Here is a 12488-nt window from a genome sequence, read left to right as displayed (position 1 = left end):
GGCTGAATTTGTGTTAAGTTGTGGAGGACTAATGGATGCCAACCCGACATCAGGTACAATGGTGCTTTCCGGCTGAGCTATGGGTTTGAATGTGTGTTTAGCCAGAAAGCCAACAAAACTGATACCACATTTTCATGCATTAGCAGCGCTTGTTGATCCTGCTTACTTAGAGGAATTATTTCGGTGATGATGTAAGTATTTTCGAATTTTCGCAACCTATAATGTAAACAATCAAATGATGATGAAATTTATGTGCATTATGTTGTTGTTCTGCCTATTTTCCTGCGGACAACAATCTTCACCCGATGGCAGGTCACGTTTAAGAGATGCGGCGATACAATTACAGATTGACAGTATGAAGCGGCAGAATATTGCGTTGCTGGACAGCATTGCCAATATTAACAGGAAACTAAATGCAATAAAACGATGAACCTAACTATCAGGAAAGCCACTGTCACCTTGCTTTTTTGCCTGCCTTTTACTGTGGGCCTTGCGCAGACGAATATTCTTGCTTAAAAACAATAGATGATGAAGCTGTCTGTTTAGTTATCTACTGAAACACCCTTAAATTGATTGGTTTTATTGAAGATTGCTTTGTTGGCCTTCAAGACCTACTAACGATAAAATGCCAGTTTATTTCAAGAATTACGAAAATAGGCGAAGAACCACTTTCCCCGAAATACGCATATATCACGACTTTAGCTGATGAAACCTATCTACTTTGCTACCCAAACCTGTGCCTGCCTACTGAAATTCCCCTGCCGGAGTGTAGTAAAGTTCTGGAAAATATGGTAGTTGCCACTTCCATTTATGATCTGGTTAAAGTCTACCACATCCGCCGGGCTCTGACCAGTGTACACCGCCATCATGTTTTGCGGGTTGACCGGATTTACCCAGCCGATCAAGATTCCGTAGCCTTTTCCTGCATAAATATTTTCAGCGATTACCTTTTCATCTCCGACATGCAGCGGGATTTGCGGCATGTACTTTTCCAGAAACTTATTCCCCTTGACGCTTCCCCAGACAGATAGGTTGTAGCCCGTTAAATCCATTTTCAGCGCAGCGGTATCGGCTACCATTTTTGCTTCTTTGAGCGAGCCAATCCTGTTTTTAAAACCGTTCATGAAGTCTTTCAGCTTCCGGTCTGCAACCTGGTCGGTTTCGGCTGTTGAATAAATAAACAGGATGTTTTTCTTATCATAGATGTCCCCGATCTGCGGAATAGCAGCAAGGTCAGGCTTTCTGATCTGCTCCGTTTCCGCCATCCACCGGTCAATGTCGCTCTGCTGAATAAACTTCATAGCCTTCACGATCTCCGGCATAAAATTGTCGAGCGTTGGATATTTCGACCGGTTGGACTCATAGTGCTTTAAAGCCGCAATCAACGGATTTAAGTAGATCCAGCGCATTCCTTTCTGGAACCTGAAATAGTTCAAATCTGCAGCCTCTTCTCCGAATTTCAGGGCCGCCATCCGGCAGGCAATTGCCTCTGTGAGGTGTTCTTTGAAAACTACCGGCCAGGAGTGATAAGCCTGCGCCTTCATGGACTCGCGGATTGGTTCTAGTAAATGCCCCATGGGCTCAAACTGATCCTGGATTTTCTCCACAGCAGGATTAGCGAAGGAATGCGCGAACTCATGCCAAAGCAACTTATAGAGCCCTCGGACGTCAAAAGTCGGCACCCTGATCGCTGTTTTTTCCGGGGAGATCACCGCATACAGTTCCGCGCCGTCCCTTTTGAATATTCTTGGTCCAAAATTCCCCCAGCCTAAAAAGTTCAGGATCACGTTAAACTGAACCTGCTTTTTATCCTTCGCTCCGCAATAGTCCATCAGTCTGTTCTTTTCATCAAAATCAGGCAGGTTATACGCCAAGGTAGCTAGCGATATCTGATAGAGATCCGAATTGCTGTTAAAAAAAGCGGCGTAATTTGATTTCCGGCAAAAATCCTTCATCAGGATACGCAATGAATCCAGTGCAGGATTTTTCTTTTCTGATACTTCAATATCCTTGCGCCAATCCAGCTCCTGTGTCATGTGCAGCATAAACCAGATCGGCCCGTCAATTGTGGTAAAGAGTTTTCCGTACAATGGATTTTTTGAAAGATAGGCAAAGAGCTGATGGTCTTTGTACAGCGTAAATGCCGCTGCTATTTTTTGCTTATAATCCAGGTCTATAAAATTGGTTACCGGAACGCCAGYCAATACCTCCATCGTATGAAACAGTTCGATTCTCGGATCAACCGAGAAATTCACCTCATTTAAAACGATCGTGTTTTTCCTGAATTTGGCTCCGGATGTCCCGCTGAATGCTTCAGTGGTAAAAACAGCAAGCAATATAACAGCAAAGAGGGGAAAGGTTATTTTTTTCATATGTTATGTATTTAGCGTTCGTGTTTGTTCAGGGCCGAGCTCAAGCGATAGGACGCTGATAGCTCCTTCCATGTTGCACCTTTTTCATTAATAATTCATAAGGATTATAAACGATTATGGTATTTCTAATTTTTTTTGCTCCACCGTCCCCTTGCTGGAGTGAAAGTAGCATCATCCAGGAGGCGCTATGAAAAAATGTGACGAAACCCCAATAAAATGTGATGAGTAGATAAAAGCTGGATTAAAAACCGGGGTGACGTCTGGGTGTATGTTCCGTTGAAAATGGTTCTTCCACAATTTTGGCGGTTTTTAAAATGAGGCGAGTAATGTAAAATCAATGAATTAAGTGTTCATTAAGGCTTGCTGATGATTAAAGCCGTAGGATCCACTAACATAAATATTTACCTATTTGATTTCCGCTGTTATACCTTTTGCATTTTTTACATTTTTACTTTATGTATGGCTATGGAATACATTTGGAAAAACTGTTTTAGAAATCTCAACGAACAAAATGTGCGTAAGACAGAAAAACAAATTATTTAGCAAGACTAAAACTTATCTGAAATCAGAAATACAAGAAGTTTATATCCTTGACTTAATTATGAGAGGACACGTTTTCTTATTAGACCAAATTACTTATTCTCAAACTCCAACCAATCAATCGTCGTGATGACAAACGTAAACAGGCAAGACAGAATAGTAGATTGGTTGACAATAGCTCAAGCAAATGATTTATTAAACAAAATAAAGTCCACATTAATCTGCTATAAGCAACTACAAAATGTTTAACCCAAAACACAATATGAAGGAAATCCTAAACGTAAAAACTGCTTTGGGACACCTATCAATTGTCTTCATTCTTATACTATTTATTTGTGTTTTTCTATATATGCTTGGTATTCCGCTAATATATTGGGCGACATTTGGGGAAGGCGCATCATCTGATAGAACCTATGAAATGCCCATACATATTTTCATTGAAAACTGGGGTGCATTAATCATTATTTTATTGGCTTGTGCAATAGCAATGATATATAATCTTAATAAGCGTGACATCAGGCATTCGAAATCATATCTAATAACGGCGGCGGTAATTTCAGTTTTGTATATATTTAGAAATCCAATCATAGACGTATTTATTGGAATTAGCTGAAGACAATTGCTGCTCATAGCAAGGATTTTGCAATAGTGGGGCGAAACTGCAAAGTTCAACGCCAGTTTTTCGATTCAACTTTTGTACAAAATTGAAGATTTTTGCTTTCTTGTTTCTGTTTGTTGGAAATACAATTACAATATTATTGGCCTGGAAAATGTGCTGTTGGTCCTGAACAAATTGTTATTTATCAAACACCAAGCGGTGAAACTGCAATTGATGTAAAAGTTGAGTAGAATACTGTCTGGCTAGCATTAAGTCAGATGGCTGAACTGTTTGGTAAAAATAAATCAACAATTTCAAGGCACCTTAGTAACATATACAAGGAAGAAGAATTGGATCAAGAAGCAACTGTTGCAAAAAAGGCAACAGTTCAAATAGAAGGAAATATACAGTCAGCACCATTCCCGCCAATTGCACACATTAAATCTGTTAGGTTTCCTAAAAACCATTCGGTGTCATATCCGGACAATAGCTGTTTTAACTTTTTTGATTTCTGTTCGAGGCTCATAATTTAAATCTAGTTTAGTTTATAATGCTATATTATGGTGATATTGTCCATCAAAACCGTTTGTTTGTCCATTTATATTGTACATCTTGTGTCCTAATTTAGAGCGCCAAATATCAATAATATGACTCTGAACTCATCCTGAACAGATTTTAAAACATATACCCAAACAGGATAAGCTTCATAAAAATTTTGGGCTGTAATTCCCGTGTCCTAACCAAATTTTAAAACAAACCTATGAACAAGAAAATTACTACCCTAATTTATTATAGTATACCCCAGAATGAAATCAAGAGTAATCAGTTAATTACCCAGAATCCGGCTTGATAGCATGCGCGTAGCCCACTTTCAAATACAAATGGACAAGATTAGAAAACGTTTAAATTATATTCTGGCAGCGCTGTCAGTGGTCATCATTACAGCATGCGATGCTTTTGCTCAGATAAAAGCTGAGAAGAGTGCCGCAATAGATCTGGCAGGCACCTGGCAGTTTCAGACTGACTCCCTAGATCGGGGCATTGCTGAGAAATGGTACAGTACCAAACTTAAGGAAAAAGTAAAGCTTCCGGGATCAATGACTACCAATGGTATAGGCAACGACATCACTGTACATACACCTTGGACTGGCGAAATCGTAGATTCATCCTGGTTTTCGCAGCCTCAGTACGCAAAGTACAGGAGGCAGGGAAACATAAAGATTCCTTTCTGGCTGCAGCCGGAGAAATACTATAAGGGGGCAGCCTGGTATCAGAAAAGCGTTACTATACCTGCATCCTGGAAGGGCGAATTGTCAGAGCTTTTTATTGAGAGAAGCCACTGGGAAACAACAGTTTGGGTAGATGACGTCAGAATAGGAATGGAGAATAGTCTGGGTACAGCCCATGTATTCCAGTTGAAAGACCTGCTAACACCTGGTAAACACGTGATCACCGTGAGGATAGATAACCGGGTAAAGGACTTTAACGTGGGAATGAACTCACATAGTATCACTGATCATACCCAAACGAACTGGAATGGTATGGTTGGAACATTACAGCTCAGGGTCAGGCCGAAAATATATGTTTCAGACCTGCAATTATACCCAGATATTCACGCCGGACTGGTAAGAGTGAAACTCAAAGTTAACAACCCGACAGGAGCTAAAGGCATGGCACAGCTGAACTTATCGGCAATTTCTTCTAGGGCAAACGCTCGACGGTTAAAGACCTTAGTTAAGGACGTGGTGCTGAATGGAAAAAGCGTTGATCTCAGTCTAGTATACGCAATGGGTAGTCGTCCTTTACTTTGGAATGAATTTCATCCCGATCTCTATCGTTTTGCCGTCAATCTAAAAACCACCCTTAACAATCTGCCGGATCAACAGGAGCTCCTATTTGGTATGCGTGAGTTTAAAACCAGGGGCACACAGTTTATCATGAATGACCAGCTTACATTTTTACGAGGCACCCTCGACTGCGCTTCGTTTCCAAGAACTGGTTATCCGCCTACGGATTTGGCCTCATGGCTCAAAAGTTTTAGTGMCATTAAACATTATGGTTTAAATCACGTCAGGTTTCATTCTTGGTGCCCGCCGGAAGCAGCTTTTGCGGCAGCTGATCAACTGGGAATATATCTGCAGATAGAATGTTCCTCTTGGGCCAGYACAGATGCTGTAATAGGTGATGGAAGGCCATTAGATGAATATATCTACAAGGAAAGTGAAAGAATGGTAAAAACTTACGGGAACCATCCTTCATTTGTGATGATGACTTACGGCAACGAGCCTAGCGGTAAAAATCATGTGACTTACCTTACAAAGTTTGTCAACTTCTGGAAAGTCAAAGACACAAGGAGGCTATACACCACTGGTGCAGGCTGGCCTGTAGTTGATCAAAGCGATTACAATAACACTCCAGACCCCAGGATACAGCGGTGGGGCGAGGGATTGAACAGTATACTGAATGGCCGGAAACCTTCGACAACGTACGACTGGAGTGACATCATATCCAAGTGGAAACAGCCGTCGGTGAGCCATGAAATCGGTCAGTGGTGTGTCTATCCGGATTTTAAAGAAATGAAGAAATACACTGGCATCCTGAAACCGAAGAACTTCGAGATCTTTCAGGACAGATTGAAAGAAAACGGAATGTATATGTTAGCTGACAGTTTCTTGATGGCTTCTGGAAAATTACAGGTCCTCTGTTACAAAGCTGATATTGAAGCGGCTCTGAGGACTCCTGGTTTTGGCGGTTTCCAACTGCTTGGATTAAATGATTTCCCAGGACAGGGAACTGCCCTTGTAGGTGTACTTGATCCTTTCTGGGAAGAAAAAAATTATGTGACCGCAGTTGAGTACAGACGTTTTTGTAATGCTGTTGTACCATTAGTCAGGCTTCCCAGCATGATTTATACCACCAGCGAGCAGCTGGTGGCACCGGTTGAAGTAGCAAACTTCGGTGGTAAAGCACTTGCCGGTGCAAAAGTAAGTTGGACCATCACTAAAACTGATGGCACCCCCCTCTACCATGGTGAATTTAATCCGGTAGATATTGCATTGGGCAACGGTCAGCATATTGGCACGATCCGCCAAAAATTCAGCACCATTCAATCTGCAGAACAGCTACTTTTAAAGGTAAAGACAGTATCGGCAGAAAATTCATGGGATATTTTTGTCTATCCCACCGTTCTGCCTGATATTTCAAAGGAAGTGCGGGTAACGCAGGTATTGGATGATGAAGCTGTCGAGGAACTAAACAGCGGTGGCAAAGTACTATTGACTTTAAAAAAGGGATCTATTAAGCCAGAGATGGGCGGTGATATCAAGGTCGGTTTTTCAAGCATCTTTTGGAATACAGCTTGGACGAAAAGCCAGCCCCCAACCACACTAGGTATCTTGTGCAACCCTGAACATCCTGCCTTTGYTGCATTCCCAACAGAGTACCATAGTAACTGGCAATGGTGGGACGCAGTCACCCATTCAAGCGCGGTAAGAATGGATGCTCTCAGTAAAAAAATCAACCCTTTGGTGAGGGTCATTGATGATTGGGTTACCGCCCGACCACTGGGTCTGATTTTTGAATGTAAAGTGGGCAAAGGAAGCCTGATAGTTAGCGCTATTGACCTGCTATCTGATCGTGATCAGCGTCCGGAGGCAAGACAATTATTATATAGCCTGCAGAAATACATGGAGGGAAATGCTTTTATGCCGGAAGTATCAATGGATATAGCTGACATCCAAAAGCTCACTAGTGAAAATAGCTTATAAGTATTCAGAAGGTAAGTCGCTGATTCCAGCGTTGATGATCTGATAACCAAAGCCTGCCTGGTAGATCTTTGTTGTAAAAAGGGCTGGGAAGGACTTGGTGGAGCCTGGCCGCAGCCATATCCTGCGGTCAGGCTGTCACCAAAAAGATAATTTATTTCATTCAAGTTGAGCCATTGGTCTTCTGAGTCTGTGTTTCCTAAAGCGTTGCCGGAAAGGTCACCTGAAATGTCATCCGTTTCTTCTCATCTTCTTTGTTTTGAAGGTCCGATTTCTTCTGTACCTGTTTTGCTTAGCGGGCCATCGCTGTTGATGTAGTCTTGATTTCCTGAGTTTCATGACTGATTGATATGCAGTAAAGAAATTAATTTTTTGAATGCAATCTGACTATTGATAGATTATAATATTAGGTCATAGGGGAAAAAAATACCCAATGTACATTAAACCTTCTTATAAGTCGTATCATTAATCACCCCATCGAAAAGTTTATTTTCAATATTTTAAATTTTTGTTTCAATCGTCGCAAGTTTTGTTGCTAGAATTTTATGCCTTTGATCCCTTACCTCAAGGGTAGTCTTTGGTAAGTCAGTACCCTTTCTATCAGCTTGTCAAGAAATTCTGGAGTGAAGCTGATGTATTTCGGTAATTCCTGAATTTTTTGATGAACCGATGCTCCTGAAATATTGATATTACAATGCTTAATGCAGCGGCAGTACATATAATATTTATTTTTACCCTTGCTCCAACCAGCTGTCATATTTGTACTGCAACAAGGACTTTGTAAAATGCCCTTCAAAGGAAATTCTTCCTTAGGTTTGGGATTCATGGATCTTTTACCGTTCCCGCTTTTCGAATAATCCTTTATGAGTGTGAACTACTTTTTAGATACTTTATAAAACGAATATTTATAAAGAGCCTACGGAAATAGATTTAAAGCTATCAAATATCAGTTCTTCCTTGCATCAATTGCAGTATACACCGAATTTGCCTTCGACAAAAGCCTATGCGCCAGGGTAAGTTGGCGAGTTATCTATCAAAATTTAAATTATAACCATTATGAAAATCAACCAATTGTTCGAAAAACGAATTGAACTAAAAAATTGCCAAATCAATGGTGGTCGGTTAGCTGCCACCCAAAAAACCACTTCAACCAGTACCTGTGTTCAGGGCTGTTCAGACACCAGATACACGGTTAAAGACGACAACAAGACTACGATTCAGGTTTGTACCGACTATAACTGTCCGGATTAACACCAGCTCTTACGCGAACAATAACCATAATCTGGAAAAATTAATCTAATTATTTTAATAAGCAAATTTCAAAAAAATGAAAATTAATAAAGGTTTATTCGAGAAAAAGATCGACTTAAAAAGCTGTCAGATCAACGGAGGCAAAATGGCCTTTGGTACAATGAGCGATTGTCAGGTACGAACCGGTACAACCAGTTGCCCAGATACACATTATACGTATTATAATGATGATGGAAGCATCAGAAGCACCAGGACGGTTTACAATCTTTCAAATTCTATTGATTAAGAATTGAAAAATAAAAATGGAGGTACATCCTCCATTTTTAACGGGTTAACGGGTAGTAAGGCAAAACTAATTTTAAACCAGTTTACAACATATAAGTATATGGTCATAATTTTCTCCATCAGCGACGATTACTCAACAAGCAGGGTAATTAACTGGTTAATAAACCTAAAGAAAGATTTTATACGAATTAATGAAAATACCGATGTAAAATTAATTTCTCTTACAGATACAGCCTTCACCCTCCATATTGATGGTAAAACAGTTTGTAGCAATGAAATAACAAAGATCTGGTATAGAAGAGGTGATCTGTTTTTTCAACAAAACTTTGACAGCGAATATCTGAATAACTACCTGTTAACAGAAAATGAAAGCTTAATGGAATATATCCACTACACTTTCGATAAAATGGAATCGATAAACAATTTCGCAACCAGAGATGTCAATAAACTTCAGGTACTTGATTTATGCAATAAATTTAAAATCCTGACACCAAACTTTATGGTTAGCGGCAATAAAGGCGCTCTGTTGGATTTTTACAACAAAGAAAAAAACATCATCTCCAAACCCTTAAACTCGCCACTCTCTGTTTACGATTCAGATAACTTTATTCACTTAGCCTATACAACAGAAATCGACGTAAATGATATCAATGAATTACCAGATGAGTTTGTTCCTACATTTTTCCAGAAAAACATTATAAAAGATTACGAGATAAGGTGTTTTTATCTGGACGGAGATTTCTATGCGATGGCAATCTTTTCGCAAAAAAATAAAAGGACCGAAGTAGATTTTAGAAACTATGATAATTCAAAGCCAAATCGATTAAATCCCTATCAGTTTCCAAAGTCTTATCAAAAAAAGATTAAGCAGCTGCTAGATCATATCGGCCTAAATTGTGCTTCATTTGATGTCGTTTCTTCTAAAGAAGACCATCAGTATTATTTTTTGGACCTTAACCCTATAGGCCAGTTCGGTATGGTATCTAACCCCTGCAACTATAATCTCGAAAAGGCTCTTGCTTTAAACCTCTGATATGAAAAAAATTAAAGTTGAAATACAAAAAGGAGTAGCACCTGTTCATTTAAAATCTTTAATCAAGAAAGAAAGGCCCGACTACCTCATTAAAACCAGGGCATCAAAGATTTTTGCCACCAACAGTTTACAATTAGACCTATTTTATAAATCGCCGTTATGAGGAAATTCTTTCTAAGAAACCAGTTATGTATTCCGRTCAAAGGTTACAATAGGGCAATCATTTATGATATACTTCGAAAAGATTATTTCTTCATTTCGAAAGCACATTTTTACATTTTAGATACAGATGATTTCATCGACTTTAATAAAATCGAAGATGAGGAAGAAAGGCAATCCCTCATTGATTTTTTAATTAACGAAGAAATTGTATTCGAACTTGCCGATCAAAACCAGAAACAATGCTTTACAGCGCTCAACAGAAAGCTAGAAGTACCCAATAAAATCACAAACATTGTACTGCATACCAATGTAGACCTTAATTTCTTTGATTGCATTAAAGAGGAATATATTCTAAATCTATCTATTATTGCCCCTCAGGTAGATGATAACTTGTTTAAGGTTTTAAAAAGGATAGACACCCTTGAAATAGATAGTGTTTACCTATACATCGAAAATTTCGATCACGATGCTTTAGAAGATCATCGTAAACGGCTAAGCGATCATAACTTGGTTTTTTCTGTAAACTTTTTCAATTCAAAAAATAGTATAGAAAWAACCGAGCTGTATCAAAACGTCTACTTTAATTATTTTGATGAAGAATTTACAGTCTATAAACGCAAATTAACGATAGATAAACTAGGCATCAATACAGAGCATTTTTTAGAAGCTTATAACTTCCATTCCTATTATTTTGGCAAGGTGTATATCGATAGCGATGGTAACATCAAAAATGGTTTAAACAATACCCTAAGCTTTGGCCAGGTTAAATCAATCTCTTCGGTGCAGTTTTTAAATCTGATCTCATCCGATCAGTTTCAGGAATTGGGAAATATTCAGAAAGATAGTATGCTGGTTTGTTGTGATTGTGAATTCAGGTACATGTGTGTAGATAGTCGGGTTCCTGTTAAAGGTATTGACAAGTGGTATCATCCAATCGAATGCGCCTACAATCCGTATTTATCAAAATGGGATGATGAAGTAGACTACCTTGATCTAAATCACTGCGGGGTTACTATTTCAGCCTCCGGATGCTTTATAGATAAGGAACAGTTATCTCAAAAATTCAATAGTATCTGGTCTGCTTAATATGAAAAAATTCCCCTTTTTTAAACAGCCTGACGCTAAGGATTGCGGTCCAACTTGCCTGCGTATTATAGCTAGGTACTATAATAAAAGTATTCCATTACAGCAAATCAGAATGCTTTCTGAAACAACCAGAGAAGGAAGTGGTTTAATGGGGCTTAGTAATRCAGCGGAGCATTTAGGGTTTAGAACATTGGGGGTTAAGATAGATTTCAATACGATGGTTGCAGATGCACCGTTGCCTTGTATTGTGCATTGGAATAAAAACCACTATGTCGTAGTTTATAAAATTGATAAAGCAGGCCGGGTTTATATTTCAGATCCCAGCTTTGGTTTAATTACTTATACCAAAGAAGAATTTTTAAAATGTTGGATTGGTGAAAATGCGAATGAAAATACAGAAGAAGGTATTGCGCTAATTCTTGAGACCACCCCTGAATTTTATAAAAGTGAATTTGACGATGAAGAAAAGAAAGCAAGCTTTTCTTTTTTATCTAAATACCTGCTTAAGTACAGGTCACTTGTTGCTCAGCTTATAATTGGCCTTTTGGCAGGGAGTATATTATCCCTCATTTTTCCTTTTCTTACTCAAAGTATTGTAGATGTAGGAATTCAAAATCAGGATCTAAATTTTATATATCTGGTCTTACTTGCCCAGGTTATGCTCTTTTTAGGTAAAATGGGCTTAGAAATTATCAGGAGCTGGATAATGTTACACCTTTCTGCACGCATAAATATAGCTATCATTTCAGATTTTTTCATTAAGCTTATGAGGCTTCCCATCAGCTTTTTTGATACCAGAATGACAGGAGATATCATGCAAAGAATTAACGATCATCATAGGATAGAGCAATTGCTTACCAATTCTTCGCTCAATACACTGTTCTCGATGGTTAACCTGGTTATTTTTAGTGTCATTCTGTTAATTTACGACTACCGTTTGTTTATCGTTTACTTAATTGGGGCAGTTTTATACATTGGCTGGATTAGTTTTTTTCTGAAAAAAAGAAAGGAGTTAGATTATAAAAAGTTCTCGCAAACGGCACAGGAACAAAGCAAGGTAATGGAACTCATTAACGGCATGCAGGAAATAAAAATGCACAATGCCGAAAAACAAAAGCGTTGGGATTGGGAATTCCTACAGGTCAAATTATTCAAAATTCAGATAAAGGCGCTTTCGTTAGAGCAATGGCAGTCTGTTGGAGGAGGTTTTATCAATCAAGTCAAAGATATTTTGGTAAGCTTCCTGGCCGCAAAATTAGTTTTAAGTGGAAACCTTACCTTGGGTATGATGCTCTCTGTGCAGTATATTATTGGCCAGCTTAATGCGCCGTTGTTACAATTGATTGATTTCATCAGGCAAGCCCAGGATGCCAGAATATCGTTAGAAAGGTTAGGAG

At 39.0% G+C, this 12488-nt stretch carries 8 protein-coding genes; 7 read left to right on the top strand and 1 reads right to left on the bottom strand.

Annotated elements, in window-relative coordinates; all coding sequences use genetic code 11:
* Positions 1-716: 716 nt before the first annotated feature.
* Complete coding sequence (locus AC1DG9_RS15080) at positions 717-2372, bottom strand: DUF4932 domain-containing protein (protein WP_477634822.1); 1656 nt, start codon at positions 2370-2372, stop codon at positions 717-719.
* 2019 nt (positions 2373-4391) lie between these two features.
* Here AC1DG9_RS15080 and AC1DG9_RS15075 point away from each other — a divergent pair.
* The 7 genes from AC1DG9_RS15075 to AC1DG9_RS15045 all read left to right on the top strand — a co-directional run.
* Positions 4392-7277 carry a glycoside hydrolase family 2 TIM barrel-domain containing protein gene (locus AC1DG9_RS15075; RefSeq protein WP_477634821.1) on the top strand — a complete coding sequence of 962 codons (2886 nt, stop codon included), beginning with the start codon at positions 4392-4394 and terminating at the stop codon, positions 7275-7277.
* Between the two features lie 1053 nt (positions 7278-8330).
* Positions 8331-8525, top strand: coding sequence for a hypothetical protein (locus AC1DG9_RS15070; protein ID WP_172659964.1), 195 nt, complete (start codon positions 8331-8333; stop codon positions 8523-8525).
* A 76-nt stretch (positions 8526-8601) separates the two neighbouring features.
* Entirely contained in the window at positions 8602-8811 is a 210-nt protein-coding gene (locus tag AC1DG9_RS15065; RefSeq protein WP_172659965.1) for a hypothetical protein, read from the top strand.
* 3 nt (positions 8812-8814) lie between these two features.
* Complete coding sequence (gene gwsG, locus AC1DG9_RS15060; RefSeq protein ID WP_337716649.1) at positions 8815-9843, top strand: grasp-with-spasm system ATP-grasp peptide maturase; 1029 nt, start codon at positions 8815-8817, stop codon at positions 9841-9843.
* A 1-nt stretch (position 9844) separates the two neighbouring features.
* The gene (locus AC1DG9_RS15055; RefSeq protein ID WP_172659967.1) at positions 9845-10006 is read left to right on the top strand and encodes a hypothetical protein; all 162 of its coding nucleotides are present in this window, start codon (positions 9845-9847) and stop codon (positions 10004-10006) included.
* On the top strand, positions 10003-11091 hold the full coding sequence (locus AC1DG9_RS15050) for a hypothetical protein (protein ID WP_477634820.1): 1089 nt from the start codon (positions 10003-10005) through the stop codon (positions 11089-11091). The genes AC1DG9_RS15055 and AC1DG9_RS15050 overlap by 4 nt, the downstream gene beginning before the upstream one ends.
* Position 11092: 1 nt before the next feature.
* Positions 11093-12488 (top strand): ABC transporter transmembrane domain-containing protein (locus AC1DG9_RS15045; protein ID WP_477634819.1); only part of this gene is annotated, 1396 nt, incomplete at its 3' end.

This window comes from Pedobacter sp. 05L430, from assembly GCF_056397585.1.
Note: the sequence above shows the minus strand (reverse complement) of the source record. Positions and strands in the feature narration are given on the sequence as shown.

What these genes read in the sequence shown, in the direction of transcription:
- AC1DG9_RS15070 (WP_172659964.1), top strand. Translation starts at nt 8,331, where the DNA reads ATGAAAATCAACCAATTGTTCGAAAAACGAATTGAACTAAAAAATTGC.
- AC1DG9_RS15065 (WP_172659965.1), top strand. Translation starts at nt 8,602, where the DNA reads ATGAAAATTAATAAAGGTTTATTCGAGAAAAAGATCGACTTAAAAAGC.
- AC1DG9_RS15055 (WP_172659967.1), top strand. Translation starts at nt 9,845, where the DNA reads ATGAAAAAAATTAAAGTTGAAATACAAAAAGGAGTAGCACCTGTTCAT.